Genomic DNA, 26,902 nt, shown 5'->3' with positions numbered 1-26,902 from the left:
CGGGTGTGAAGGAGCTGCGCAGTCACCGCTGGTACGGCGTCAACGACCTCCGGTCGTTCGGCCACCGGTCCCGGACCTTCCAGATGGGCTACGACCGCGAGGACTTCGCGGGCAAGCCCGTGATCGCGGTCGTGAACACCTGGAGCGAGATCAACCCGTGCCACACGCACCTGCGCGATCGCGCGGCCGACGTGAAGCGCGGTGTCTGGCAAGCGGGCGGGTTCCCGGTCGAGGTGCCGGCGATCTCGCTGAGCGAGCCGTTCATGAAACCCTCGACGATGCTCTACCGCAACCTGCTGGCGATGGAGACCGAGGAGCTGTTGCGGTCCTATCCGTTCGACGGCGCGGTCTTGTTGGGCGGGTGTGACAAGACGACGCCCGCATTGGTCATGGGAGCGGTGTCGGCCGGGCTGCCCTTCGTGTTCGTGCCGTGCGGGCCGATGATGCGGGCCCGCTGGCGCGGTTCGACCCTCGGTTCCGGCTCCGACGTCTGGAAGTACTGGGCCGAGCTGCGCGCCGGGAACATCACGCAAGCCGAGTGGGAGGAGGTCGAGGAGCGGATCGCCTCCACCCCCGGGCACTGCATGACGATGGGGACCGCGTCGACGATGACGTCCGCGGTCGAGGCGTTGGGGTTGACGCTGCCGGGCGCGGCGTCGATCCCCGCAGCTGATTCGGAGCACCCACGCATGGCGGTTGCCTCCGGACGCCGGATCGTCTCGCTTCCCACTTCACCTTTGACTTTGGAGTCCTTCGAGAACGCGATCACGGTGGTCTTGGCCTTGGGCGGGTCGACGAACGCCGTGATCCACCTGATCGCGATGGCCGGCCGAGCGGGTGTGCCGCTGTCGCTCGACCGCTTCGACGCGTTGTCGCGCACCGTTCCCCGCTTGGCCAACATCCGCCCTGCCGGTGAGTACCTGATGCAGGACTTCTTCGAGGCGGGTGGGTTGCGGGGTCTTATGTCCCGCCTCGACCTGCACGACGTGATGACCGTGTCGGGGATGACTGTGTCGGAGACGTTGCGCGGCGCTGAGGTCTACGACGACGACGTCATCCGCCCGCGGTCGAACCCGCTTTCGGTGGAGGCGGGATTGGCCGTCTTGCATGGGTCGCTGGCGCCGGACGGCTGCGTCATCAAGCACTCCGCGGCCGATCCGTCCTTGTGGCAGCACACCGGCCGCGCCGTCGTGTTCGAGGACTACGACGACATGTCCGCCCGCATCGATGACCCGGCACTGGAAGTCGACGCCTCATCCGTGCTGGTTCTGCGCAACGCCGGTCCTTTGGGAGGGCCGGGCATGCCGGAGTGGGGGATGCTGCCGATCCCGAAGAAGTTGTTGGAGGCGGGCGTCCGCGACATGGTGCGGATCTCCGACGCCCGCATGAGCGGCACCGCCTACGGCACCTGCGTGTTGCACGTGGCGCCTGAGGCGTTCGTGGGCGGGCCTTTGGCGCTCGTGCGGACCGGCGACGAGATCGTGCTCGATGTTCCTTCCCGCCGGCTCGATTTGCTCGTCTCGGAAGAAGAACTCGCAGCGCGACGTTCTGTCTGGGTGCCCCGAGAACGCCCCGCCTCCCGCGGATACACGCAGCTCTTCGCCGACCACGTCACCCAGGCCAACGAAGGCTGCGACTTCGACTTCCTCCACGGAAGCGGAGGCGTCGGCGAGCCCGCGATCCATTGATGGACCGCCCCTGGGACGTCGCGGTCGTCGGCGCCGGCATCCTCGGCCTCGCGACCGCCCGAGAAATCCTGCTGCGCCGCCCTTCCGCTCGGGTTCTGGTTCTTGAGCGCGAGCGCGAGATCGCCGCACACCAGACCTCGCACAACTCCGGCGTCGTACACGCGGGCATCTACTACGCACCCGGCTCTCTGAAGGCGGCACTCTGTGTGGAGGGTCGCGAGAAGCTCTACGCCTACTGCGACGAGCACGGCATCGGGTATGAGAAGTGCGGCAAGCTGATCATCGCTCGTGACCCGACCGAGTTCGCGGCGCTCGACGAGCTCGAGCGGAGGGGTCTTGAGAACGGCGTTCCAGGCCTGCGGCGACTCACCCGGTCGGAGATCGCCGAGATCGAGCCGAGCGCCGACGGCGCCGCAGCGCTGCACTCCCCCGAGACGGGCATCATCGACTTCGCGGCCGTCGCACGCTTCCTGGCCGCCGAGATCCAGGGCCTGGGAGCGACGATCCAGACCGGCGTGACCGTCTCCCGACTGGACCGTGCCGGTGGTTCGACGATCCTGGAGACCTCTGCGGGCCCGATCCCGGCCACGCGGGCGGTCGCGTGTGCGGGGCTGTGGTCGGATCGGCTCGCCGTCGCCTCGGGCGAGCCCGACGACGTCCGGATCGTCCCGTTCCGCGGCAGCTACCTGAAGCTCCGCCCCCACGCGCGCGGGTTCGTGCGAGGTCTGATCTACCCGGTCCCGGACCCCTCTTTGCCGTTCCTCGGCGTCCACCTGACGAAGACGAGCTCCGGCGACGTTTGGCTCGGCCCGACCGCGCTGCTGGCCCCGTCCCGCCGCGCCTACTCACTCCGCTCGTTCGACCTGGAAGACACGCGCTCGACCCTGTCCTGGCCGGGAACCTGGCGAATGGCGCGCAAGTTCTGGCGAACCGGCCTGACCGAGATGTCCTTCGCCGCCCGCCGCCGCGCCTTCGTCGAGGCCTGCGCGGCCTACGTCCCGCGCCTCACGGTCGACGACGTCGAGCCCGGCCCCGCAGGCATCCGAGCCCAAGCCATCGCCCGCGACGGCCGCCTACTCGACGACTTCGCCTTCGCCGAGACCGCGGGCGCCCTCCACGTCCGCAACGCCCCATCCCCGGCCGCAACCTCGTCCCTGGCCATCGCCCGCGTCATCGCGGATCGCCTCGACGCCCTCTAGGCGCTACCCTGCTTCCCCGCACGCCCTCTTAGCTCAGTTGGTAGAGCACTTCCATGGTAAGGAAGGGGTCGCCGGTTCGAGTCCGGCAGAGGGCTCCTCACCAAAACCCCCGCACCGTCGGGGGTTTTGTCGTTCCCGGGGCTTCCACGCAGCATCACGACGCCTCCTCTTCGGACACACCAGGGGCACACGGGCCACGCCTGGCGGCCCAGATCGCTTCTTCCGCCGGCACGCGCGGCGCGTCCTCGAGCTCGTCGATGACGTGCCCGTATGTCGACAGCGTCAGCTTCGCGTCATGGCCCAGTTGACGCGAGACGTAGATGACCGAGCGGCCCTCGTGCAACAGCAACGAGCAGAACGAATGCCTCAGCGTGTATGGCGTCGCCGCAGGCGCGCCCGCCGCCTGGGCTGCGCGAGCAAACGGTCCCGGGCTTCCAGCGCGCCGACGCTGGCCAGGGCGCTTCCGTCCGCGCGGCAGCTTCTTCGCCCAATTCTTGTAGTCGTGAGCCGCCCACGGTTCACCGTCGTGGCCCGGGAACACCAATGCATCCGCACCCGATGAGCCCCCCGCATCCCTCCAGACGTCCAGGTCCTCGAGTAGCGGCGCCAGCAGGCGCACATTGCGCCGCTGCCCGGTCTTCTGCGCATTGATCATGACCGTCCGCTCGCCGACGTCACGCCAGCGCAGCGCAAGTGCCTCCTGAGGACGCAGCCCTGCGTAGGCCAGCACCGAGATCAGCGTCGAATCCCGTTCATCGACGACCGCTCGCATGACCTCGACCGTCGCCGGCGCCAGCGGCCGCACCTCGCTCCTAGCCGGCCTCCGTGCTTTGCGCACCAGCCGCACAGGGTTGCGCGCGATCCGCTCGGACTCTAGCGCCAGCTGCAGGATTGTTCCAAGCAGCGTCAGCGCCTTTAGCACCGACACCGTCCCGGCCCCTGCGGCGATCCGCTCCGCCTGCCAACGTGCGATCACCTCAGGGGTCAGCTCGCCCAGCTTCAGCCGCCCGAGCGTTGGCGCGATGTGGAAGTCGTACAACGACGCGTAGGTCTCCACCGTGCGCGGCGCCAACGTTACGGCGTGTGTGCGCGCCCACGTCTCGGACACGTACTCATTGAGTGTCTCCTGCGAGCCGACCACGAGTCCCAGGTCGCCGAGCCGCCGTCGGCGCCTGAGCTCATCGTCGAACGCTACGGCGTCACGCTTGCGGTCGAACGTGCGCTTTCGGGCGCGCGTGTCGCGGCCACCATCGCGCCAGCGCACTTGCCACCTGACCAACCCGTCCGGTCGCTCAATCCGATGCACACTCACCCGCGCACCTCCTCCGACACCGCTCGCAGTGCATTGCCCAGTACCCGCTCGCCGCTCGTGCCCGACCGGTTTCGCCTCAGCGACCCACGGTGGCGACCGACTGTCTGAGTCTCGTCGCGGGCAATCCAGGCATCGATGTCTGCTCGCCGCAATCGCGGCCGTTGACCGACGTATCCGGCCACCGGTAGCGCGCCCGAGCGGACCGCTCGTCGAACCGTCTCCGGATGCACGGCCGCCACGCGCCCTGCCTCCTGCGCTGACAGCAACGGGTCGTCCTCGAGCGCGTTTCGTTCCGCGAGCCGCTGAGCGACGAGGTCGGCGAGCCGGTCGATCGTCTGCGGCCCGAGTTCGTCGAGCGCCTGGGCGTCGAGCGTGACCGTCGCCAGCGCGCGAATCTGCTCCGGCGCGCCGGCCCGGATGGTCATGCGGCGTCACCGAGCTCGAGCTGCCGGTCGCAGTCCCACACCGCCTGGACCTCGCTCCACACAAACCGCACCGGGCGGATCTGCCCGGGCAGCCGCCGGCCCGGGATCCGTCCCTCGCGGTAGTAGCGCAGGATTGTCTCCGGCGAGAGCCCGACCCGCTCGCCGACCTCGCGCGCCGTGATGTACCGCTCGCCCTGCCCGTCGTCCTGGCTCATCTGAGCCTCCCTCTGTCGCCGTCTTTGTGCCGCACCGGTGTGGTGCGAAGCTCCTCACGCGCGATCCGTCGCTGTTCGAACGCGCGCTTGCGTCCTGACTCCGCGAGCCAGGCGTCGCCGAGCGTCTTGTAGCCCGAGCCGGTGTAGGCCCAGCGGCGGATCTCCCTGCTCGGGTCGCGTCGCTGGCCGCTGCGGTGCAGGACGTGTTCGTGGCGTGCCTGGCGCAGCCGGGTGAAGGTCGTGGAGTAGCGGCGGCTCTTGGTGAAGCAGTGCCCGCGGAAGCCGAGCTGGTGCGCCCAGCGCCGCAGCCGCAGCTCGTGCAGGTGCTGGTGTCCACCGAGCCGCCAGGCGGTCTCGACGAGGCGCCGGACGTGCGGTCGCGTCTTGAGCCGCTGGACGTCGCTGGCGTCGAGGCGGTACATCAGGCCGCCGACCGCTTCGGTGGACTTGGTGGCGTACTTGGCGATGTAGCCGGCGTACGACGCCGCCTCGGCTCCGCGGGTGTCGAGCTCGCGCACCTCGACCTGCGTGCCCCAGCGGATCTCGCGCGCCAACGCGGGCGCGAAGCCGGGCAGTCGGTCCGTGGTCTCCTCCGGCGCGGGGGAGAGGACACACACGTGCCGCACTGCTGCGGTCACGGCGTCGATGAGCAGCTGCGCGCCGCAGCCTTCGGTGGGTGGGTCGAGCTCGCCGTCCTCGCCGATGCCGTCCAGGCGGAGGACACAGTGAAAGTGCAGCGCGCCGCGACGTTGGAACTCCGCGACCTTGACGTAGGAGACGCGAACGTCGAGGTCGCGTTGCCTGACGCCGAGCAGGCGCGCGAGCTCGCGCGGAAGCTGGTTGGACGTGTAGCGCCACAGCTCGGGTGCGAGCGCGTTCCAGAGCACGTTGTGCTCGTAGTCGAAGCACCTCGGGCAGATCGGCTCGCCGAGACGCGGGTCGTCCTCGGCGTGGATCTCATTGCACGCGACCGAGACGCCGTGCGCGCACGCGCCCCCGTTGCGTCGCGGCCGACAACGCCGCGCCTTACCGTCGACGACGCGGCGCGAGTGCACGAGCCCGAAGCTCGGCGCGGTCAGCGTCAGGAAGACGAGCGGGTGCGTCGCCACGGTCTCGGAGACGCCCTTGCCACCGCGCATTCCGGCCGCGACGAGCTGGAAGGCGTCGCCGCGGTAGGTGCGCGCGCAGGACGGGCAGACGGCCTCGCGGCGGTTGCCGCAGCACTTCAGCAGCGTGCCGTCGGGCTCGCGCTCGGTCGAGTAGGAACGCAAGACCTCGCCCGTGCTCGTGTTGATCGAGTCGACGCGGCCCTTGAGCCTGACCGGCTGCCGGCAGTAGCCGTTGGAGCGCAGCTGGCGCTCGAAGCGTTCCCACTCATCCGGGTCCGCCGCCCGCTTGAGAACCTCGTGGAGCACTGGTCCGCGGGTGATCGCGAGCGCGTTCATGCTTCGGCCCTCTCGGCGAGCCACGCGTCCGTGCGCTGCGACGCGGCGCGGTCCGCAATCGCCGCGACGTCGTCGTCGGCGAGGTAGTAGCCGCGCATCCGGATCGGCCGCTCGCCTTCCGCCAGCAGGTAGCCGACGCCACGTTGCGCACCGGGGATCTCCGAGGCGTCCGCGCCGTTCGAGGCCCAGCCCTGCCCGAGGATCGTGTCGGAGGCCTGCGGCGTCGTACAGCGCATCGCCAGACGGAACCCGAACAGGTCGCGCAGCGCCGAGGGCACGACATCGGTCCCCGGCTTCTGCGTCGCGGCGCAGACGATCACGCCGGCCGCCCGGCCACGGGCCACGAGATCGCGCAGCAACTCGGCGAACTCCTGGCGCTGCGACTTGTCCGGCAGCGTGAGATAGAACGCCAGCTCGTCGCAGACAACCAGATGCAGTGGCAGCCCGTCCTCGCGGCGGATCTTGCGCAGCCCACGCGCGAGCAACTCGCGATAGCGCTCCTCCATCACCCCGCGCACCTCCCTGAGCAGCTCGACCGCTTGGTCGCCGTTCGGGCCCGCGACGCGTTGCGCGACCGGCGCCCACGCCGCGAGCTCGACCAGCTTGCCGTCGAGCAGCCACAGTCGGGCGTTGGGGTCCAGCGCGCCGGCCGCCAGCAGCACCGACAATGCCGCCGACTTCCCTGCGCCCGGTTCGCCGCCGAGCAGGATGTTGCGCTCGACCAGCTCGAGCACGACGCCCTCGCCCTGCTCGTCGACGCCGACCGGGATCGGCTCCCACAACGACACCGCGCTCGCTTCGCCCATCGGCCACGCGATCGGGTCGGCTCCCTCGAACGGATCCCGTCGCACCACGAGCACGCTCGCCCGGGCCGCGTCGCGCCGATCGCGCAGCACGCGAACCTCCCGCGCACGTAGGCACGCCGCCACGTGCTCGCTGCGGTTGTCGAGCTCCGCCACCGACTGTCCGCGCCGCACATGCACGTCCAGCAACTCGCCGGCGGGCACGCGTGTGACCGACCACACGCCTGGCGCGCGGAACGGACCGGACGCGACGCCCGAGTCGATCGTTGCTCGCGCCCATGCCCGCCGCAGCCGCATCGCTCGGAGCAGCCCCAACAGCGCGCAGCGCACAGGGCGGACCAGCATCGCCGCCGCGATGATCACCGCAACCGCAACGCCGCCGACGACGTCCCCGAGCATCCCCGAGACCCACCGCTGCATTGCGGCGAGCGCGACCACCAGGACCAGCTCGACGCGCACGCCCCACAGCGCCCACGCCACCCCGACGAGCAGGAGCTGGACGTCCTCCCGCGCCCGCTCGCGACGCTGCGCCCGCCCGAGCTCATCCACCAGGTGCACGACCGACGTCCGCCGGAACATGGCAGACGCCTACGCCGCGGCCTTCTCCGCCGAGCGGCCGTTCGCCGAGCCGCCGGCGACGCCGATCGACTTGACACGGCTCGCCCGGAACGCGACGCCCGAGCGGTCGTTCATCGACCACGGCATCGCCACGAGGCCCTCGACCTCGAGCAGTGCTCCCTGGCCGACCTTGGGATCGCCGGCGAGCTTGACCGTGATCACCTGGGCGCCGTCGGCGTCGAGGAGTACGACCTGCAGGTTAAACAGCAGCTCGCCGTTCTCATCGGACTTGTGCTGACGGGTGTCGAAGTCCGTCACGGGCCGCGCGTCGGTCGCAGCCATAAACGTCAACCCAGACGTATCGATCGGAAGGCGCATTGCGAGTGACCTCCTAGGCCCTGGATCGCTGAACGCGACCAAGGGTGCGTCAACCGACGAGACGTCTCTACCGCCTGCCGGGACCTTTCGCAGACGTCTCTGCGGGGCCAAACGTCCCCGATTCGCTATCGCCTAGATCGAGGTGCCCGAGCGAGCGATTTCCCGCTCAGCTCGGCGCACGAGCGCGGCAAGCCGACCTGCAGCCGTGCGCATGCCGCGCGAGACGTCGCTGTCGCGAGCGTAACGACTGTCGATGCCGGCCAGCCGGGCGGAGAGCGTCACCTGGTGTCCGTCCGGATCGGTTGTCAGGTCGCAGTAGGTGAGCAAGTCCGCGACCACCGAGCGCTCCTCGGGAAACATGTCGAGCTCGTCGACCAGGCCGCGGGCTTCCGCCTCGAAGCGCGCGCCGCTGTGATGCGCCACCAAGCGCGCAAGGCGCTCGTGGCCGCAGCTGCGAAGCCATCGCGCACCGTCGAGCGGGTGAAAGCCGGTGTCCTCGAGCTCCGGCGCGTAGCCGACGTCGTGCACGTATGCGGCCGCAATCAGCGTCTCGCGATCAGCCGCCGGTGCGGTCCCCGCGAGCCCTTTCGCGCGATGGACCACGCCGAGCGTGTGCGCCCAGCGGCTGCCCAGCGGCGACAGCCGTGCCTCAGCTTCGACTCGCGACCAAGCAACGAGGTCCATACAGCCACTCTACGCACGCCCATAAGCGGCCCGCCGCCCGGGCGCGCCCAATTACCCAATGTACGGACGATCGCGCCCGTCGAGATAGTGCCCGACTCGCTGGCGCATCGACGGGTGCATCGTGAAGCCGTCGAGCTCGGCCATGGAAACCCAACGCACTTCGGTCGACTCGCTGCTCGGGGTCGGTTCACCACTGACTGCTTTAGCCGTGAACACCACCGAGCACTCCTGGCGCACCTCGCCGTCGCTCGTGTAGAGGATCACGTGCGCCGGGTTCGTGTAGATCCCGACGATCCCGGTGATCTCGCAGTCGACGCCCGTCTCTTCCTTCGTCTCGCGGACCGCGGCGTCCGAGATGCTCTCGCCAGGGTCCATCGCCCCACCTGGCAGCGCCCAGTTGTCGTTGTCGGAGCGACGGATCAGCAGTAGCCGGCCGCCGTCGTCGGCGACTGCGACATTCACCGAGAGGACGAGGCTATTGGCAGCCGGCGCTTCCGGGTCGTCGAGGAAGTCGATCCGCCGACCCACGACTACGCCACCAGCTCCGCCGGCGCCTCGACGAGCGGCCGCGACGATTCCCACACGCGCTCGAAGCTCGCCGCATAGTGATCGAACAAGCGCCCTCCCGGGAAGCGCCGTAGATGCAGAACCGGTGATTGGCCCGCCGGCACGCCGTACGCGTGAGTGTTGATCAACAGCTCGTCGTCATAGCGGTAGATAGAGTTGTAGAGCGTGGTCGCGTGCAGCCGGACGGAGACGTTCGGCTCGTCGAACGCCTCGCGCATGTAGACGAGTGCCAGCCGGATCCGCGCTGCGAGCCCATCCCCGATGCCTTCCTCAGCCCCGCGTACCGCAACCGGGTCGCAGTCGGGATCGCCGTAGACGAGGCGCACATTGACGCCATCCTCGGCCTTGCGTCGCACCAGCGCGGCGAGGTCGGACCGGCCGTCGGGCAGGAACAGCCCGGCGTGGACCAGGACGTCGAATTGCTCGCGCGTCGCCTCGAGCAGCTCGTACCAGCAGTCACGGGGCACAGCGCCGCGGTGCGGATACAGACGCACGAGCTCGCCGTCACTCGCGCCACGGCCGCCTCTGCTCTCGGCAACTTCGGGCCACAGATCGAGCTCGTCGATGTGCAACAACCGCGCGGCACGCACACGGTTACGCGCGTGCGGCAGCCGGCCTTTCGTGATCCACCGCTCGACGGTTTTGACGTCGATCTCGACGTGCTCTGCGACGTCCTCCAAGCGCAGCCCGGCCTGCTGAATCGCTCGCCGAAGTCTTTCGTTCGCCATTGCGCGCACCCTTGGTTGCTCTCGCGGCAGGAGGGACGTTTGGAACGTCCACATCCAAGCTATCGCAACCTCCGGATCTCGCGCGACCGGGCAGTGAAAGCCCGATACGCTGATCTAACTCTGCCCCGGACCGCGATTCTCCGCTGACGCGTTGCCCGAAGTCCGAATCGGCTGGGGCTACGACATCCATCGCCTACACCCAGGCTGCCCTACGGTGCTGGGCGGCGTCGCCTTCCCGGACTTCCCAAACGGCTTCAACACCCACTCGGACGGTGATGTCGTCGCTCACGCGATCATTGATGCCCTCGCCGGCGCGCTGGCCGTCGGGTCGCTCGGAGACCACTTCCCCGAGGACGATCCTGCAGATCAGGACGTCCGCAGCATCGAGTTTCTGGAGCGCTTCCGGCCCGTGATGGCCAGAGTGCGAGCGGAAGTCATCAACATCGACTGCACGGTCTTCTGTGCCGCACCGCGGATCGCCCCAGTCGCCGCCGAGATGCGCGCGAACATCGCAACAGGCATCGACTGCGACGTCGACCGCGTCAACGTCAAGGGAAAGACGAATGACGGCTTTGGACCAGAGGGTCGAGGAGAGGCAATCTCGGCAAACGTGCTCGTGCAACTCCGCATCGAGACCGATTCCGAACCCGACGGCTGAGATGCCGGCGCCGACTCGCTGGCCGCCCACGTTTCACGATCTCAAACCCGACCGCGCGAGGCGGCCGCACCGTGTAATCGTCGCCGTCTGAGAGATCGTGCTGCCGCCGAGCGCGGTCCAACCCATAGCCGTCAGCGGCAGCGGCAATGGGCGTAGAGTCCTAGAGCGGGCCATTTCGGCGGAGCATGTCGGCTCCCAAAGCCGTACTTCGCCAGAAACCGTAGATAGGAGCCGCCGGCGACCGGGGAAGCGTGGAGGGTGGGTGGTCGACTTCCGTCGCTTGGGCCTGTCAGGCCACGAACACGTCAAGCGACTGTGGAGGTGTGATTGAGCAGCTCCCACGCGGCCACCTGGACCGAAGCCGATACGTTGGGCCGAACGTGACCGGGGGCGGCGAACACTTCGAGCAGGGACAGCGTGTGCGCGTCGAGGCCCCGGGCATCCCCGACTTCGCCACGATCCGGCTGGTGGCCCCCACCGCCGATCCTGCGGTTAGTGCGCTGATCCTCATCGATGACGAAGGCGCCATGTACGAGGTCGCGGTCGGGCCGGGCCAGCCGGCGAGCGTGCGGAGCGTCGCTTCGGACGGGTCCGGCGACTCGGCGCGCGTGCTCGCCGGCATGTGGACACGCTGGATGGCGGCGGCCGCCACGAACGCCGAAACCAGTGCGATTGCCTCCACACAGCTGCGCCCGTACGCTCATCAGGCCACGGCGGTCTATGGAGCCATGCTGCCTCAACCGCTCCTTCGGTTCCTGCTGGCCGACGAGCCCGGGACGGGCAAGACGATCATGGCCGGCTTGTACCTGCGGGAAATGCAACGCCTGGGCCTTGTACAGCGTGCGATTGTCGTCTGTCCCGCGAATCTCGCATCCAAATGGGTAGCCGACTTCAAACGCTTCTTTGGCGGCGGCCTCCGCCACCTGACGGGTAGCACGGTACGCGAGGACGCAATGGGCGCCCATCCCCTGTGGGTCGTCTCGCTCGAGCTCGCCGCGATGAATCCGGCAGTTCAAGAGGCCATCCGTCCCGATCTCGCGGGCTGGGATCTCGTGATCTTCGACGAGGCACATCGCCTGACGCCGACCGCGGCGACCTTCAACCAGGTTGGCAGGCTTCTGGCCAAGAACACACCCCGCGCGTTGCTGATGACGGCTACACCGCACCGTGGGAAGGAGTGGCTCTTCCGTCACCTGCTGCACTTGACTGATCCGGAAATCTTCCCAGACCCCGGCGACGACCCGAGCGTCGCTCTATCGCCTCTCCGTCCGGGACCGATCCACTTCCTGCGCCGGATGAAGGAGGACTTGTTCGACTACGACGGCAAGACGCGTCTGTTCAAGGAGCGCACCGCTGAGAACTTCGGAGTTCCGCTCTCAATCGTTGAGGCTGGGTACTACCAGGCCGCCCTCGACATGGTCGATCAGTTCTTTCCGCCGGTCGCCCAGCCGCTTGCTCGCATGGTCTACGGCAAGCGCGCCGCATCTACCCTCCAGGCTCTCGCCGAGACACTGCAACGCCGCCACGACCACATGGGCCAAAAGAGCGAAGCCGAAGCCGCGCTGGACGCCGACAAGGAGTTCGCGGGCGACGAGAGCGAGACCGACGAGGCAAAGGTCGTCTATGCGGGCTCAACGGCGTCCCGTGCTGAACGGTCGGCAGCGAAGAAGCTGATTGACGAGATCACTGCGACGATCAACGAGGAAACGTGGCGGCCGTCAAAGTGGAAGCGACTGATGGACGACTGCCTGGGCGCGAACCGAGTCCTCCCAGGCAACGGCGACCAAGCAGTCATTTTCACCGAGTACACGGACTCCGCAAACTGGATAGCAGCCCGCCTCCGTGCGGAAGGATTCAGCACTCGGGTGTACTCGGGCCGACAAACCAACCCCGAGCGTGACGAGGTCCGACTCGCGTTCATGCGCGGCGACTTCCAGGTGATCGTCACCACCGACGCTGGCAACGAAGGCATTGATCTGCAGGCCGCCCACGTCCTCGTGAACTACGACATCCCCTGGTCGCTCGTTCGCCTTGAACAGCGCATGGGGCGCATCCACCGAGTTGGGCAGACGCGCCCGGTCTTCCTTTACAACCTCGTGGCCTCCGACACGCGCGAGGGAGCCGTACTACTCGTACTGCTCAACAACTTTGTCACGGCGGCGAACGAGCTCGGCGGGCAGATGTTTGACAGTCTCTCCGCGGTCGCCGAGGTGCACGGGGTCGACTACGAGCGATGGCTAACCGATGCGTTCGGCAACGACGAGGTCAAGAAAGCAGCCGCTAAGCACGCCGCGGACCAAGTGAAGTCCCGCGACCTCGAGCGCATCGCGCGCCAGGTCGCGAACACTGAACGACGTCTCGCTAGTCAGGTAGACGCTGTCGCAGCACTCACGTTGCTGCAGCGTGACCTGTTCGCGCGGATCAACCCGGCAATCGTCGAGGCATACCTCGACCGTCTCGACGCCTCCGAGGTGCTTGGTGTACGCAAAACCGCGGCTGGCGACGGCTTCCGACGCCTCACTCGGGCGGCCGGATTGCCCGCTAGCCTTGGCGGGTCAACGAGCGCGCACGTTGCTACAAGCGGCCACGCCGTACTCGAAGCGACGACGATAGCGCTCGACGGCCTCGTTACGCTTGGTCCCGGCGAGCCCGCCTTCACTGACATCATCGCAATTGCCGACGACGAGCTCGCCGAGAGCGTCTTCAGGTCCGGCGCCGTCCACGATCCCACGAGCCTGACTGCTTACGACCTCTATGCGTTCGAGTCGAAAATGACCGAGTCCGACGGCAAGCGCGCGAGCGTCTGGGCCGCACTCATCAAGGTCGACGATGGGGGTACCGCGCGCGCAGTGCGCTGGGAAACACTCGCAAACCTCGTTCCGGGTGATGTCGTCGGCACAGCGGCGCACCCCGCCCGCCAACAGGCCGCAGAAGCGCAGGCCGCTGCCGTGGCGGCCACCACCGTCTCGGAGCACCGCCGGATCAGAGGCGAGTGGTTCGCTCAAGCTCGCAAGGACCTGACTAATCTGCCGCACGAGCTGGCGAACGCCATTGACGACCGCGCCGAGCGCATAGCGACCCGACGCACACTCCAGCAGCAGACTGAACGTCGGCTCTCACAGCTTGAGCAACTGGTGCAGGTGGAGCTCACGACGCCCAGGCTCGTCGGCCGCCTGCGCGTGATCCCTGCCGGCGCACCCGAGCTCGTCGGGGACGCCCAATCCGAGTGGGTGGCGATGGGCCACGTTCAGAAGTACCTAGAAGCTGACGGTTGGTCAGTGGAGGACGTCCACACCGAAGGCCGCGGCTACGACCTCGAAGCACGTCGCCACTCGCAGATTCGTCAGGTCGAAGTGAAGGGCGTGGCTGGCGATGCGGCGAGCCAGGGCATCCGCATGACTGGCAACGAGGTCCTTATTGCCACACAGCACCGCGCGAGCTACTGGCTCTACGTCGTCGACCAGTGCTCTAACGGCAGAGGCCGCCTCTTCGGGACGTACGCGGACCCTGCCACCTTGTTTTCGTCGGATATGGTCGGTGACGCCATCTTTCGCGTCCCGGGCAGCAGCCTCAAGAACGCGCCAGGGAGCAATCAATGATTCGGATGATCGAGCGCTGGTTCCCTTGCGCCGAAGTCAGCGAAAGTGCCGGTGCTGGGTGGGGCTCCGGTAATCAGGAACGCAATCTCTTCACCTGGTTCGCCGCGCGCCCAAGCGCACAAGCGAAGGCCGCAGTCCTATGCAGCCTTCTTCCGTGGCCAGATGACGAAGCCGAACAAGAACGGCTCCAGACGCTCGTACAGGAAGCGATGACCGGTCGCTACGCAGCCTGGAAGGAGCTACGAGACAGCATCGCGGCCGCCAACCCGCAAGGTGCCAGCACTCTCGACCCATTCAGCGGCCGGGGCATGATTCCTCTGGAATCGTCGCGCCTGGGAATCACGGCGTACGGGATTGACTACAGCCCAGTCGCCGTTCTGGCGAGCCACCTACTGACCGATTTCCCCTTCCGCGACTGGACCGGCGAGCCTGGGCTGCCCTTCGCGAAGGAAGGACCGTTGCTCCGATCTTCGTCGGATCGCCTTCTCGCAGACACCAAGGCGATGATCGACGAGATCGCGCGTCGACTCGACGAGTCCCTGGGCAGCGTCTACCCACGCAATGACGCCGGTGAATACCCATGGGGCTACCTGTGGGCTGTCGGCATCCCGTGCCAGGAATGCTCGCGGATCTTTCCGCTTGTCGGGTCTTACGAATTGATCCGCGCCCGCGGAAAGCACAGCGCCCAGTCCTATTACGTCAGCGGCCAGTCAGATGGCAGCGTCCGTACCGTCGTGCACGACGGTCCGCCTCTTCATCAGCCCACCCTGCGCAACGCCATCTTGCCTACCGGGAAAAAGGCGAAAGGCAAATCGGCCGTGTGCGTACACTGCCAACACGTCCACTCGCTCGAGTCTCACCGTCGACTCGTAAACGACGGGGACTGCACCGACGTTCTACTGCTCGTGGCCGACATTGATGCGGCTGGCAGCAAGTCATTCAGGGAGCCGTCGCCGGCCGATATCGACGCAGTGGCGGACGCCTCTGCGGCCCTTCGGACCGAGCCGCCTTTTACGCCATTCCTGCCTGCGATCCCTGCCGAGGAGATACGACCGGGAAACAACAACATCCTCGGACCCTCGATCTACGGGGCGAGAACCTTCGGTGACTTTATGGTCGATCGGCAGACTCTGTACTACGTACGGCTTGCCCAGACGATCAATAAGATTGGGCAGGAGCTGACTCACGCGGGTGTGTCGCGCGACTATGCGCGAGCGCTCTCCGGGTATGCCGCCGCCGTTATGGTGAAAAAGCTGCGGCGCTCGACCCGCGGCGCACGCTTCCAAACGAGCGGAGGTTCACGCGTAGGCGACCTGTTCGTTAATGAAGGTTCGATCACGTTCTCGCACGACTCCTTCGAGGCCGGCCTTGGTGAAGGTCCCGGGACTTGGTCGTCAATCTCGGCAAACGTAATGGCTGTTTTGCGCAACCTACTCGCCGACGAACGTGGTCGCCCAGCGCAAATCGAGCGGGGCTCGGCGACCAACATCGCTATGCGAGATGGCGCGGTAACGGTCGTCGTGACGGACCCGCCTTATGACGCAATGATCGCCTACTCCGACGCCTCCGACCTGTTCTACTCGTGGCTCAAGCGCTGTCTGCACTCGCTCTGGCCCGAATTGACGATGACCTCCGACCCGTACGGCGCGCAGGACAAGGACCTTGAGATCATCGTTAAGAGGCAGGAGGGCACTGGCAAACTCACAGTCAAGGATCACCGCACTCGGGAGCACTACGACAAGAACATCCAGGCGGCATTCAAAGAGATGCGTCGCGTCGTTCCCAAGGACGGCTTGGTAACCATCGTGTTCGGGCATGGTCAGCCCGAGGTGTGGCAACGGCTGCTCGATGCCATCAGTGCTGCGGACCTCGTGATGACGGGTTCCTGGCCGGCTCGCACCGAAGCCGGCGGCTCACACGGGAACGCCCACATCGAGACGACCCTCACCATGGCCTGCCGCCCAGCGCCTCCGAATCGCCCCGACGGCCGTAAAGGCACCGTCGAAGCCGAGATCGAAGCCGAGATTAAGCGTCGCTACCCAGACTGGGAGCGGTGGGGACTCGCCCCAACCGACATGCTCATGGCTGCCGCGGGCCCTGCTATGGAGGTTGTCGGGCGTTACCGCGAGGTCCTAGATGCTCGCGGTGAGCACGTCGACATCTACACCTTCCTCCCACTCGCACGCGCGTCAGTTCAGAGAGCGATGGCCGTCGACGTTGATAGCGTCGCTCTGGAGAGCTTCGACGCACCGACCCGATTCGCCCTGTGGTGGGTGCGTCTGTACAGCCGCGACGTGCAGCCGAAGTCTGAACTGCGGTGGCAAGCACTCGCTGCGTCGATGGAGCTCGACGACGTCCGGCCTCTGGTGCCCGACGCCGCCAAAGGGGTGGCATTTACCCGATCGAGCGACTTCGAGACCAAGCTCACTGCCGACTCGCCCGTCATCGACGTCGTGCTCGCGCTCGCGGCCGCGTCCGAAGACGGATTGGACGCGATGGGGGAATGCCTCGCAGCGTCCGGCCGCTCTGCCGATGACCCGTTCTTGTGGGCCGCTGTGAAGTTCCTCGCCGACCGCCTGCCACACGGGGACGCCGACTCCATCGCCTTCACGCGCGTCCTCCGAGCGAAGGCCGGCGTGGGCGCTGCCGCCAGCACCGCGACTAGAAACGTCATGGAGGCACTCAGCCGGCGGGAACTCGCCGATCGCCAAGGGACACTGCTATGACGCCCGACGAGCAGGACCCGCGAGGGAGCGAACGATGATGAATCCAACCCCATGGTGGAAAGCCCTCAAGCTTCGGCGGGAGGTCGTCGCCGCTTCCGGCCAGATCGACGACGTGCAGATGTCACTGTTCCAGGCGGTGTACGGCACCGGGGCCTTGAGGCCCGCCTACGCCGCGGCCGACTACTACGGCGAGATCACTCACCCGACCGACCGCCTTGTCGACCTTCTGTCGGAGATCGCGGTCAGGCTCGGGGCCGGAGACGACTATCAGAAGGCCCGCCCTGTGACCCGCCTTGATCAAGGGATGGGCGGCGGCAAGTCACACGCTTGTATTGGTGCTTACCACCTCGCCGCGAACCCCGCCGCGCTCCTTGGCACACAGCTTGGCGAAGGCATCCTGCTGCGGGCCAAACAGAAACTCGGACGCGACCTCCCCGCCGACCTCGGGCATCCGCATGTGATCGTTATGCCCTGCGACAACATGACTCCTGGCGCTCCCACACAGGAGTTCGACGGACCTGCCACCAGCTTGTACGAAAGGTTTCTCTGGCGACTGTTCTCAAAGGACTACTCGCTGTATGAGCGCTATCAGCCGTACTTCAGCGACAAGAGCCGGATCGCCGAGGCGATCAGGGCGGTCAACCGACCGGTGCTTGTCATCGTGGACGAGATCCTCGACTATGTCGGCAACGGCCTCGACGGTGCTAACCGGCCCGACCTCGCGGCGCAGGACATGGCCTTCCTGCGCGCGCTGCTCGATGTCATCAACGACGTGCCACACGTCGCGATGCTCGCCGTGATGATCGCGTCTGACCGCGACAAGACCTCCCTTTCGACTGCAGCTGCCGCACGCCGCGACGATTTGAATTCGTTGCTCGAACGCAACGGGACACCAGCGACCGTCACCGAAGTCGGAGACTTCGCTGACATCCTCCGCCGCCGACTGTTCGACGGCGACCCCGCCGCCGAAGTCCTAGCGGCAACAGTCGCTAGGTACCATCCGCTCCACTCCGACCCCGTGTGGGTCAAGAACGTCTGGGATCAGGTCGGAGGCCAATGGCGAGAGCAATGGGCCGCTCAGGTCGCCGAGTGCTACCCGTTCCATCCGCAGCTAATGGCGATCGCTCGCGAGGAATGGAGCCAAGTCACCGGCTTTCAGCGCGTGCGCTCGACCATTCGCATCTTCGCCGCCACCGTGTTCGCGCAGCAACAGCGCGGCCTTGCCGGCGGATGGACTCCCGCACTCATCGGTCCCGGCGACTTGCCACTGAGCGACTCTGCCGTCCGCGAGGCGCTCCTCGGCTCAGGCCTGGTCGAGGACGACCGAACAATTGCCAACTACCGCAGCCTCGCCGAACGCGAAGTTGTCAACAATGCGGACACCTCTGGCAGCGCCCGCCGACAAGACCTCGAGCGCAATTCGCTCATGTGGGGCGATGCCAACCCACGTGCGGCCGAGCGCGCCGCCACATTTATTTTTCTGGCGAGCGTGGTCGGTACGCTGCGGCCTGGACGTGGTCGCGGCGCAAGTGCCCCTGAAGTCAAGGCGGCCTGCAGCGTCCCCGATCTGGCCTTTACTGTCACCGACGCGGACACCGTGATTGACGATCTAGTCGGCGCTGACGGCATGTCGGCGGTCGAAGTCGTCCCGGGTCAGGGCCACAACAAGCCCGCCCGCTACTACCTGTCCACTCGCCTGACACACCGGATGCTCGTCAACGACATCCGCCGCACGATTACCGAAACCGAGCGCGACGCAGTAGTTGCCGAGTTCGCTCGGCGACTCTCGTCGACTGGGCCCTTTCGCGACCTAATGTTTGTCGCGGGAGACTCGGGACGCACCCCGACCGAAGTGCTGGCGACCGCCGGCCTCGACACGGCTTACACGACCAGGCTCGTCGTGCTCGACCCTTCCCAGTTCAGCTTGCGAAACGGCAGTGAGCAGGCGACGATGCATGCGCTCAACGTTGCAGTGGGCCTTGGCAAAGGCACTGAACAGCTTCCGGTCCAGTGGGCCTCCAGCGCGGTGTTCGCCGTCATCGACACTCAGCGCCGCGCCAACGCGCGTGGCATGGCCATCGAATTCCTGGCTCGCCAGCGTGCGCTCGAGGCGGACGAAGTCAAGAATGACGAGGACCTCAAGGCCACCGGTGCAAAGGAGTTCTTCCAAGCAAAGGAACAACTCGAGAAGGCGCTTAGACGCGCCTATCAGCACGTGGTCTTTCTAGCTCAGCCCGATCCTGAAGGTGAGCGCAAGCTCGACCAGGTCAGTCTCGAGGATGAGCACTCGAGTGGCCTGGACGGCACGATTGTCTGGAAAGCACTCGCCGAGCGGGACAAGGTCTTGGACGCAGGCGCGTTTTCGGCCAAGGCCCTCGTTCACAATCTTCGTGAGAACGACTACGGGCGCACTCTGTCGGACCTCCGCGCGTCCTTCTACTCCGCGCCGCGCCTTCCCCTGCTTTACGGCGGGGACCGGGACCTCCAGCAGGCAATCTACGACGCGGTGATTGCCGGCATAGTCCTTATCGTCGACGCTGGCGGAAACTCAGTCGACGTCACGGCCCCGAATCAAGTCAACCTCGCCAGCGCCGGGCTACGGCTAGCGAAGCCGAAGCCTCTACCTGAGGCCGACACGCCTCCTGCCGCGGGTGAAGACACCCCATCGGAGGAAACCGGAGGTGGCACGCAGCCGCCCAACGGAGCGGGCGCCGGGGAGAGCGGGTCCACCGCGGGGCACACCACACCAGCCGTGACCGAACAACGGCTCTCGTTCTCGTTCACCCAGAACCTTCTTGGAGATGACCTGAGCAGCGACCATCTTGCATCGGTGTTCCGCGTCCTGTACCAGGCGCTGGACGAGAGACAGGTCAGCTATGGGCAGGCGACTCTCCAGCTTGTCCTAAGCGCAGAGGTCGCGACCAAGGTCACCCAGGAGCTCGAAGCTCTCGGGGTCTCAGCAACCGTCAACCCGCTGTAACGCGCCGATGTCATGAAGGCGCTATCTCGCGGATCATCAGGAGCCTGCCAACGACTCGCTCCTCGACTCGATCTGCGAACCTGACGCCCGCGTGTTCTTCCGACTCTCGTACCGCTCGGCCGCACCAGAGACTCGCCCGACGGCTGTCCTACGGCCAGACGGATGGAACGACTACGGGTTCGTGACGATGTTTCACGTCACCCTGTGGCTGGAAGACGGGCGAAAGCTCGACCTGGAGGACGTCAAGATTCTCCAACTTGGCATGGGAACATCCGGGAGAGCGGAGCCACCGCAGGCGTTTGAACAGTTGCCCGAGGACTTCTGTTCGCTCGGGCAAGCTACCTCGTATTACGAGGCACTACAGGCCGCGGGCTCGACAGTCGCAACCGACTACTTGCGCAGGATGCGAGATATCTCAGCATCTCCAGCTATTGACGAACGTTTCAGTCCCGAGCCTGGGTACGCGACGTCCCTCTTCCGATTTCCTGCAGCCCATCAAGCCTACGTTCTTGGACGAGAACTCTTTTCGGGTACGGAACCGGATCTAGCCGAAGGCCAATTGTCCTTCAGCTACCAACCACATGTGAACAACGACATTGTTTCCTTCAACTTCGGCGCACATGATCCGCTTCCGACCCGGCTAATTGCAGTTATTGGGTACAACGGTGTAGGAAAGACACGTCTCCTCGCAAACCTCGCGATGGTCGCGGCCGCCGACGATCATGAGCTGTCCACGCCTGAGTTTGAACAGTACGGAGCCTTCGACGGCGATCGACCGAAGTTAGGCGCAGTGATCGCCGTTTCGTACAGTGCCTTTGACGACTTTCCGGTCCCAGGTCAAGGCGCATTCGAGGCTTCCGAAGCAGCCCTCGAACAGGCACGCGACCGCACCGGTCAGACCTCTGCACGCCGCTATACATACATTGGGCTTCGGCGAATCGGTGTAGTGAATTCGACAGCAGCAACTGAACTTAAGAGCCTGTCCGACATCGTCCAAGACTTCCACGTTGCTCGCGAACTTGCGTCCACAAAACTTCGAGAGGGACAACTTCGGCTCATCCTCGAACCGATTTTTGATGAACCGTCCTTCGCGATGGTTGGCGAGATGCCCGAGGTTGACTCGAAACGGGACTCCTGGGACGACGCATTCACGCGCTTGAGCGCAGGACACAAGATTGTTCTGAACATCGTTGTGCAACTGTGCGCTCGACTCGAACGCCGAACGCTCGTGCTCATCGACGAGCCGGAGATGCATCTTCATCCCCCGCTGGTCGCCGCGCTTTTGAAGTCCATCGGAGCAGGCCTAAAGCTCTTTGACTCGTTCGGAATCGTCGCAACGCACTCTCCTGTCGTGGTTCAGGAGATTCCCGGCCGCAATGTGTTAGTGCTGCGGCGGCACGGCCGATGGCTACGGGTCGAAGCCCCGGAGATTGAAACATTCGGAGAGAACGTGTCACTCCTGACGACTGAGATCTTCAATCTCGACAACAGCGATCGCGACTTTCAGGGCGTACTTCGTGCTCTAGCGGCTACCCACTCACTTGAACGCATCGAAGCCTTGTTTGGAGGCAGGATCAGCTCCCAGGGCCGAGCAATCATCAGATCGGAGAAACGAGGACTAGAGCAGCTGGGCGATGCGGACGCTTAAACCGCCCATCGTCGATGCGGACGAACTATTCGACACAGTGCTTTCTCGCCGCAGATCCTCTACGCGCCTGGCACTACAGTTGGTGCGACCACACGTCATTGCCAGCTACCGCGCTTACGAAGCACAGGCGGCGGACGTTACTGCTCTGCAGCCTCTCACGTTGGGGGGGACAACACGACGGCGCCTCAAGGCAAATTACCCTGCATTTTTGCGGACTCATGAGGACGTCCGCAACCAAATATTGAATGCGGTTCCGGGGGGCAATTGCCCGATGTGCGGCTATCGAGAGGCAACTACCCTGGATCACTATCTCCCACGGTCACAATACCCGGAGTTTGCAGTGCTCCCGCTCAATTTGGTGCCCTGCTGCCGAGAATGCAATACCGCCAAACTGAATTTGATTCGCGAGAATGGTGCTCCTTTGTACTTGCACCTGTATCTCGACAGGTTGAGTGATGTCGACCCATTTCTCGTGGCCGACGTCACCGTGCAGAGCGGGGTGCCGGAGATTGAGTACCGAGTCGAACCCACCCCAGCAGTTCCCGCACACGTCGCCAGTCGATTGAAAACTCACTTCACGAAGCTCGACTTGGCGAAGTACTACCAACGTAGGGCCATCGAGGAGGCGGGAATTCAGGTGCAGTACGTGGCCGAGGAGCTGGCCGACGGCGCATCTCCCTCTGACCTCCAGGATGACCTTCGGCGACAGGCGGGTTATGTTGCCGCAATTCGCGGAGTCAACCATTGGCGCTCCGCAGCGCTCGTAGGATTCGCGAACAGCCACCAGTTCACGTCCGGAGCGTGCACCGGCTGGCTCCCTCAATAACGCTCGCCTAGTTGTCGTGCCCGTGGAGGTTGTGAGCGCCGAGTGAGCTGTGGGGTCTGCGCTGGTTGTAGTGCTCGAGCCAGTGTGGCAAGGCGCGGTTGCGGGTGGTGCTGTTGCGGTAGCGCGGGCCTTTGGCCCACTCGCGTTCCATCGTTTGGTGGAAGCGCTCGACCTTGCCGTTCCAGCGCGGTGTGTATGCGGCCGGCCAATCCGATTCGCGGTCCACGAAGTCGACTCGGGCCATCAACGGCACTGCTCCTCGTCGTCCTGGAGGCGGCGCCGGTCGTCGCCGAAATGACGCTCTATCGCATTCGCTGAGAGATCGCACCACGTACAACCGCCTCGATCGACGGATCTAGGCCGATGAGTCGAATTCGTTCATCGAACGTGGCAACCCCGAGCGCTAACCGCAGCTTGCCCATGAACTCGTCAGCAAAGCTCGAAGCAATCATGCGCACGCCGGAGAAGTCGATGGTGAGACGCGCCGTCGGACTCATGTCAAGCAGATTCTCGGTCTTTGTTCGGATCGCGTGTCCTGCCTCGCGACTTCCAACCCCACGCCGCTCCTCCGCTAGCCGCAGCGTCAGTTCCCCGTCTTCTGGCTCGTAGCGAGCGTCGATGAAGTCCCAAGGTTCCCAGTCTGGCGACTGAAAGCGCAATGCCTCGCGAAGGTCGAGATGGACGTTGAGTGGCAACTGCAGCACAACAGCGGTGCCCGGAAACGCTACGGACCCGGCGACCGGCGCCCATGTCGCTCGGCTCCGCCCCGATCCGTACGACAGCATCGCGAAAGCTCGACCCGAGATGAGGCTGATTTCGCCTTGAGCCAACCGGGCGATGCTATTGATCCCGGCCAAGCCGTTTCCCTGTCCGGGACCGCTCGTGACTCCGGGGAGTATCGCTCGCTGGGTAGCGGTTACATCGTCAGTGAGTGCAGGGAAGGCGTCGCGCATTGATGCACCAATACCACGCCCTGCGTCACACACAACAATGTGCGCTTCGTTCTGGTAGCGCGTCACTTGGACGATGCCATGGGAGCCGGAGTGAACCAGCACATTGTCGGTAACTTCGTTCAGCGCCCACTCAAGCGCCCCGAGAATCGGGCGATCAATGTGGCCCTCCTCGAGGAGAAGATCCATGACGCCATTAACGATTTCTTGCTGGACAGGAGACGACGAATAGGTGGTTGCATGCATATGATGGCCGTCGAAAGTCGACTCGTCGAACTGGTGCGGAGCGATGAGATGCGCCCAGTTTGTATTGGTAAAGAGCGTACGCAGCCCGTATTCCCCGGGCAGGATGAGGTCGACCTGCACCCCCCGCTGTCGCAGGGCGTGGGCGACAATCACGAGCGGAAGCGCCTGCGCTGAGAAGGCCGTGTCGATCCCCGACAGATCGAACGTCACCTTGTTGCACAATGCACCGTGCAGAAGTTGCGTGCGCTCGATCAGCTCGAGCACCTCCGGCTTCTTGAGGCGTCGAAAGACGAGCGTTTGGTTGTCGTCAGCCCACTCGAGGCATGTATTGCTCATCGCTCCTCGAATCCTCTGCTAAACGGATTCAAAGGTCAATCGGACCTGAGACATCGGTTCAGGGTTTGCAATCCAACGAGACACCTTGGCGACGGCAATTGCGATCCTCAGGCGCTGAATTGCTTGTTCCATGGGACTCGGCCGAGTCCGAACGTCCGACGGCCCGCCCGACGCACGGCTGCGTCTTGCGTGGAAGCAGCGGTGCGCCGCCAGGCTCAGAGCAACCCGCTCGCCCGTCCAGTTCCGCCGCTGTCTGCGAGCGGACCCGCCAGCGGTCGGTCGCCGTCCCAGCTGACCTGGCGAGAGGGGACGAGCGGTCGCGACTTCGATCCATCCCTTTCGTCGCGCAATCTAGTTGATCAACGAGTATCGGCGAGCGTCGCCCCAGAGAACCACGGCCCCGCCCGCGAATTTCGTGCCCTTACTCCGCATGGCCCGAACGAGTGCGCCATGCTCAACGAAGATCTGGAGAAAGACCACCCAGAGAGCAGTGGTGAAGAGTCGGCCGAATACTTGAGACAAGAATTCAAACGTCTTGGCTAGATCTGGCGCATCGACAACAAACTGTGTAGCGAAGAACGCGATACTCAATGCCGCCGTGACATAGACGGCAAGTCGCGCCACCCTCTCCACCCGCCGGCGCCAGATGAATCTGTAGATTGACTTTGGACTCTCGAACTGCACTACCTCGCCGTGATCGATTTCCTCCTCGTCTCCGACGGAGTGCGTGAATAGTTGCACCCGATCGAACGTAAACCGCAGATGCTGCGGATTACTCTTAACGACCGACCCCGTCGATCCCACGAAGTGTTCAGGATTGCCTAGCTGCTGATTTCCGATCTTTTTCAGCGTGGTCACCAACAGTTGTGTCACCTCGCGAAGTCGAACAGGGTTCCGTTGGCGAAGTCGGATAACGACTCGGTTTCGGTCGGGCAGCCAGTACATGATTCCGACTGAGTCGAGGTTGTTGAAGTACAGGACGCTCACATTGAGTTGTTCTGCCAAGAGCCGTTTGCTCTGTGGCGTCTGCGCTAGGATCGCCAGCACGTTGCGGATGAGAAAGGTTCGCCGCGCAACCTCAGCTGGCGGGACAAGGCTAACGGGAGCGCTCTCCGCGCCCTGAGGAGACGACCCCACAAGGTCCGAAATGTGTTGGTTGGCGATCTCCCAGATCAGCGGATGGTCAGGGTCGGCCGGCAGCGCATGAATTTGTGCCTGCAAGTTGTCCTTGTAGGAAGGCAATGACCCGTACACCTCACGCGTTCGGCGCTCGAGCTGCGCCATCGCCTCCGAGACCGTCTTCCCGAAGTCATTGGCAGATTCGGCCTCGATAATCCCCTCCGCGACGAGGCCGTCGTGCAGGATTCGCGCAGCATTTCCGTGCGGGGCCCATACCTCGAACTCGGTCAAGCTCCTCAATTGATTCGTGCTCCTTTGGGTTCCGTTGCAACCGCGCCTGCGCGTTGGGCTGCGGCATCCTCTCCGATCCTGTCCGGTCTGGCTAGTGCGAATGGTGGGCGCTCGCTGCGCCCGTTGCCCGTGCGCACTCCGACGGCCGAGCGCGGTGGGCTCCCCGGATTGGCGCGTGTCCCCCTTGGGCGACGGTTTGAGATCGCGCCCGCCCGCGGGCCGGCGCAACGCTTCACTCGACGACAACACGGCCGCGACTCGTTCCGTGCGGACTATCTCTACATATTCAAGGGCGGCTCGCTTCGCTCGCCGCCGGCGCCGGCTGCGGGCGGCCGCAGGCGGCCGTCCTCGCCGGCGCGCCGAGCCACATCGGGCCCAGTACGCCAGACGAGTCACGCGCGGTCGCGCGGGTCTTAGCCGTCAGATCCCGCGAAGGATCGCGGCGCGCGCGGCGACGTCGTCCCCGGCGATCATTTCTCGGGTAATCCAACCGACGCCTACGCCGTCCATGACGCTGGACCAGATGTCGCCCGTTTCCGGAGGACTCCCCGGCGTCAGCACCAGCGTGCGAACCGTCTCGCCCCGCTGCTCGAGCTGCTTCGCGTAGTGCAAAACCTGGCCGAGCGCGAGGCGAAGCTGCCGGTCACGATTCGCAGAGGTTGTCGTCTTGACTTCGCACACGTGCAGACGCCCATCATGGCGCCACGCGATGTCGAACTCCGGATCATGCGGCAGCGCCGGCGACAGTGGCTTGAGCCCGAGTGCCTCCAGCCGCTCCGCGAGGAAGTTCTGCAATTCGGCGTGAGCTCTCGTTGCCCGATCAAGCTTGTCGGGGTCTACTTCGAACGGTTCTCCACCGTCCGCTGCCACCGTCGGCACCGCCGGGACGTACGTCGTACCGGGCTCCGAGGGCCGCGGCGAAGTCCCAGTCGCCGGCCGGCGTACGCCAGCGCCGGTGCTTGGCCCGTCAGAGCCTCGCCCGGACGTTGCTCGTTTCACGAGTCGGAAACGCCAAATGCGGAAGCCGGACCTTCCGGTCTCTTCCCAGTAGTCATCGACATCGAAGAGGCCGTCGTATCGGTAGCCGGTCTCGGGTGAGATCGTCGGGTCGCCACCTGCGCCTCGGATCACGCGCACCGGAAGTCCTCGCCGGTGATTGAACGCGAGGGCCGCGTTGCCCCGCTCGAGGACCTGATCTGCGACTTGTACGCCCGTGGCCGGGTCGTTTCCCCCATGCCCGGTGTAGACGATCGTGTCCCCAAAGTCTTGATCGTCCTCGTAACCACCCGAGACGACGATTGAATCGGCTCCTTCAGCCGATGCGCCAGAAATGCCGGCCTGCAGCGGCTTGTGCACCCCGGCCTCATGCGCCTCTCGACGCGAGACATATCGGCGGCCCTCGGGCTGGCCGGCAATGTTGCCGAAAACTCGTGCCATTCGGGAAACCCTACGCGCCAAGTCCTGATCTGCCAATCGACTGCCATCGGATAAGCGACGGACCCCCCGTCGCAAGACGACGCG

General features: G+C 65.4%; 21 protein-coding genes, 1 tRNA gene and 1 pseudogene. 10 read left to right on the top strand and 13 right to left on the bottom strand.

Translation table 11 applies throughout. The features are described 5' to 3' along the window. Positions 1-5: 5 nt before the first annotated feature. The 3 genes from araD (at position 6) to OM076_RS10310 (ending at position 2,982) form a co-directional block, all read left to right on the top strand. The gene (gene araD / locus OM076_RS10320; protein WP_270039630.1) at positions 6-1,688 is read left to right on the top strand and encodes an L-arabinonate dehydratase; all 1,683 of its coding nucleotides are present in this window, start codon (positions 6-8) and stop codon (positions 1,686-1,688) included. Then, entirely contained in the window at positions 1,688-2,887 is a 1,200-nt protein-coding gene (gene lhgD / locus OM076_RS10315; RefSeq protein WP_270039629.1) for an L-2-hydroxyglutarate dehydrogenase, read from the top strand. Before araD ends, lhgD begins: the two co-directional genes overlap by 1 nt. Positions 2,888-2,909: 22 nt before the next feature. Beyond that, positions 2,910-2,982, top strand: a tRNA-Thr gene (locus OM076_RS10310). Positions 2,983-3,041: 59 nt separating this feature from the next. On the opposite strand, the gene OM076_RS10305 is transcribed toward OM076_RS10310, so the two are convergent. The 9 genes from OM076_RS10305 to OM076_RS10265 all read right to left on the bottom strand — a co-directional run bounded on the left by OM076_RS10305 (position 3,042) and on the right by OM076_RS10265 (position 10,002). Next, positions 3,042-4,199: a tyrosine-type recombinase/integrase gene (locus OM076_RS10305; protein WP_270039628.1), complete on the bottom strand. Its 1,158-nt coding sequence runs from the start codon at positions 4,197-4,199 to the stop codon at positions 3,042-3,044. Next, positions 4,196-4,624, bottom strand: coding sequence for a helix-turn-helix domain-containing protein (locus OM076_RS10300; protein ID WP_270039626.1), 429 nt, complete (start codon positions 4,622-4,624; stop codon positions 4,196-4,198). Before OM076_RS10300 ends, OM076_RS10305 begins: the two co-directional genes overlap by 4 nt. Further along, positions 4,621-4,839, bottom strand: a complete 219-nt coding sequence (locus tag OM076_RS10295) for a helix-turn-helix transcriptional regulator (protein WP_270039624.1) — start codon at positions 4,837-4,839, stop codon at positions 4,621-4,623. Before OM076_RS10295 ends, OM076_RS10300 begins: the two co-directional genes overlap by 4 nt. After that, positions 4,836-6,284 carry a replication initiator gene (locus OM076_RS10290; protein WP_270039622.1) on the bottom strand — a complete coding sequence of 483 codons (1,449 nt, stop codon included), beginning with the start codon at positions 6,282-6,284 and terminating at the stop codon, positions 4,836-4,838. The genes OM076_RS10295 and OM076_RS10290 overlap by 4 nt, the downstream gene beginning before the upstream one ends. Beyond that, positions 6,281-7,666 carry an FtsK/SpoIIIE domain-containing protein gene (locus OM076_RS10285; RefSeq protein ID WP_270039621.1) on the bottom strand — a complete coding sequence of 462 codons (1,386 nt, stop codon included), beginning with the start codon at positions 7,664-7,666 and terminating at the stop codon, positions 6,281-6,283. The genes OM076_RS10290 and OM076_RS10285 overlap by 4 nt, the downstream gene beginning before the upstream one ends. A gap of 9 nt (positions 7,667-7,675) precedes the next feature. Further along, complete coding sequence (locus OM076_RS10280) at positions 7,676-7,987, bottom strand: hypothetical protein (protein ID WP_270039619.1); 312 nt, start codon at positions 7,985-7,987, stop codon at positions 7,676-7,678. 168 nt (positions 7,988-8,155) lie between these two features. Then, entirely contained in the window at positions 8,156-8,707 is a 552-nt protein-coding gene (locus OM076_RS10275; RefSeq protein WP_270039617.1) for an HD domain-containing protein, read from the bottom strand. A gap of 51 nt (positions 8,708-8,758) precedes the next feature. Further along, entirely contained in the window at positions 8,759-9,235 is a 477-nt protein-coding gene (locus OM076_RS10270; RefSeq protein ID WP_372518016.1) for an NUDIX hydrolase, read from the bottom strand. 2 nt (positions 9,236-9,237) lie between these two features. Continuing rightward, a complete protein-coding gene (locus tag OM076_RS10265) occupies positions 9,238-10,002 on the bottom strand; it encodes a helix-turn-helix domain-containing protein (protein WP_372518021.1) in 765 nt (254 codons plus the stop codon). 151 nt (positions 10,003-10,153) lie between these two features. Here OM076_RS10265 and ispF point away from each other — a divergent pair, with 151 nt between their 5' ends. The 7 genes and pseudogenes from ispF (at position 10,154) to OM076_RS10235 (ending at position 22,439) form a co-directional block, all read left to right on the top strand. Next, positions 10,154-10,660, top strand: coding sequence for a 2-C-methyl-D-erythritol 2,4-cyclodiphosphate synthase (gene ispF / locus OM076_RS10260; RefSeq protein ID WP_270039612.1), 507 nt, complete (start codon positions 10,154-10,156; stop codon positions 10,658-10,660). Between the two features lie 380 nt (positions 10,661-11,040). After that, positions 11,041-14,259 carry a helicase-related protein gene (locus OM076_RS10255; RefSeq protein ID WP_270039611.1) on the top strand — a complete coding sequence of 1,073 codons (3,219 nt, stop codon included), beginning with the start codon at positions 11,041-11,043 and terminating at the stop codon, positions 14,257-14,259. Positions 14,260-14,264: 5 nt separating this feature from the next. Beyond that, positions 14,265-16,985, top strand: coding sequence for a hypothetical protein (locus OM076_RS10250; protein WP_270039610.1), 2,721 nt, complete (start codon positions 14,265-14,267; stop codon positions 16,983-16,985). 34 nt (positions 16,986-17,019) lie between these two features. Continuing rightward, positions 17,020-19,965, top strand: a complete 2,946-nt coding sequence (locus tag OM076_RS10245; protein WP_270039609.1) for a DUF499 family protein — start codon at positions 17,020-17,022, stop codon at positions 19,963-19,965. Between the two features lie 187 nt (positions 19,966-20,152). Beyond that, positions 20,153-21,613: an AAA family ATPase gene (locus OM076_RS10240; protein ID WP_270039608.1), complete on the top strand. Its 1,461-nt coding sequence runs from the start codon at positions 20,153-20,155 to the stop codon at positions 21,611-21,613. After that, positions 21,600-21,992, top strand: a pseudogene (locus tag OM076_RS46810) (HNH endonuclease); the annotation flags it as partial. The gene OM076_RS10240 and the pseudogene OM076_RS46810, both read left to right, overlap by 14 nt. Before the next feature lie 42 nt (positions 21,993-22,034). After that, complete coding sequence (locus OM076_RS10235) at positions 22,035-22,439, top strand: hypothetical protein (protein WP_270039607.1); 405 nt, start codon at positions 22,035-22,037, stop codon at positions 22,437-22,439. A 7-nt stretch (positions 22,440-22,446) separates the two neighbouring features. On the opposite strand, the gene OM076_RS10230 is transcribed toward OM076_RS10235, so the two are convergent. The 4 genes from OM076_RS10230 to OM076_RS10215 all read right to left on the bottom strand — a co-directional run bounded on the left by OM076_RS10230 (position 22,447) and on the right by OM076_RS10215 (position 26,818). After that, positions 22,447-22,683: an integrase core domain-containing protein gene (locus OM076_RS10230; protein ID WP_270039605.1), complete on the bottom strand. Its 237-nt coding sequence runs from the start codon at positions 22,681-22,683 to the stop codon at positions 22,447-22,449. A 58-nt stretch (positions 22,684-22,741) separates the two neighbouring features. Beyond that, positions 22,742-23,971, bottom strand: coding sequence for an STAS-like domain-containing protein (locus OM076_RS10225; protein WP_270039604.1), 1,230 nt, complete (start codon positions 23,969-23,971; stop codon positions 22,742-22,744). 351 nt (positions 23,972-24,322) lie between these two features. Next, a complete protein-coding gene (locus OM076_RS10220) occupies positions 24,323-25,381 on the bottom strand; it encodes a hypothetical protein (protein ID WP_270039603.1) in 1,059 nt (352 codons plus the stop codon). 420 nt (positions 25,382-25,801) lie between these two features. Further along, positions 25,802-26,818, bottom strand: coding sequence for a YDG/SRA domain-containing protein (locus tag OM076_RS10215; RefSeq protein WP_270039601.1), 1,017 nt, complete (start codon positions 26,816-26,818; stop codon positions 25,802-25,804). Positions 26,819-26,902: the final 84 nt, after the last annotated feature.

The organism is Solirubrobacter ginsenosidimutans (assembly GCF_027587205.1).
Note: the sequence above shows the minus strand (reverse complement) of the source record. Positions and strands in the feature narration are given on the sequence as shown.

Coding starts and splice junctions, on each gene's coding strand:
- OM076_RS10290 (WP_270039622.1), bottom strand. CDS start 6,284: ATGAACGCGCTCGCGATCACCCGCGGACCAGTGCTCCACGAGGTTCTC.
- OM076_RS10240 (WP_270039608.1), top strand. CDS start 20,153: ATGTTTCACGTCACCCTGTGGCTGGAAGACGGGCGAAAGCTCGACCTG.
- OM076_RS10285 (WP_270039621.1), bottom strand. CDS start 7,666: ATGTTCCGGCGGACGTCGGTCGTGCACCTGGTGGATGAGCTCGGGCGG.
- OM076_RS10245 (WP_270039609.1), top strand. CDS start 17,020: ATGATGAATCCAACCCCATGGTGGAAAGCCCTCAAGCTTCGGCGGGAG.
- OM076_RS10300 (WP_270039626.1), bottom strand. CDS start 4,624: ATGACCATCCGGGCCGGCGCGCCGGAGCAGATTCGCGCGCTGGCGACG.
- OM076_RS10230 (WP_270039605.1), bottom strand. CDS start 22,683: ATGGCCCGAGTCGACTTCGTGGACCGCGAATCGGATTGGCCGGCCGCA.
- OM076_RS10275 (WP_270039617.1), bottom strand. CDS start 8,707: ATGGACCTCGTTGCTTGGTCGCGAGTCGAAGCTGAGGCACGGCTGTCG.
- OM076_RS10250 (WP_270039610.1), top strand. CDS start 14,265: ATGATCGAGCGCTGGTTCCCTTGCGCCGAAGTCAGCGAAAGTGCCGGT.
- OM076_RS10265 (WP_372518021.1), bottom strand. CDS start 10,002: ATGGCGAACGAAAGACTTCGGCGAGCGATTCAGCAGGCCGGGCTGCGC.
- OM076_RS10280 (WP_270039619.1), bottom strand. CDS start 7,987: ATGGCTGCGACCGACGCGCGGCCCGTGACGGACTTCGACACCCGTCAG.
- OM076_RS10215 (WP_270039601.1), bottom strand. CDS start 26,818: ATGGCACGAGTTTTCGGCAACATTGCCGGCCAGCCCGAGGGCCGCCGA.
- OM076_RS10295 (WP_270039624.1), bottom strand. CDS start 4,839: ATGAGCCAGGACGACGGGCAGGGCGAGCGGTACATCACGGCGCGCGAG.
- OM076_RS10225 (WP_270039604.1), bottom strand. CDS start 23,971: ATGAGCAATACATGCCTCGAGTGGGCTGACGACAACCAAACGCTCGTC.
- lhgD (WP_270039629.1), top strand. CDS start 1,688: ATGGACCGCCCCTGGGACGTCGCGGTCGTCGGCGCCGGCATCCTCGGC.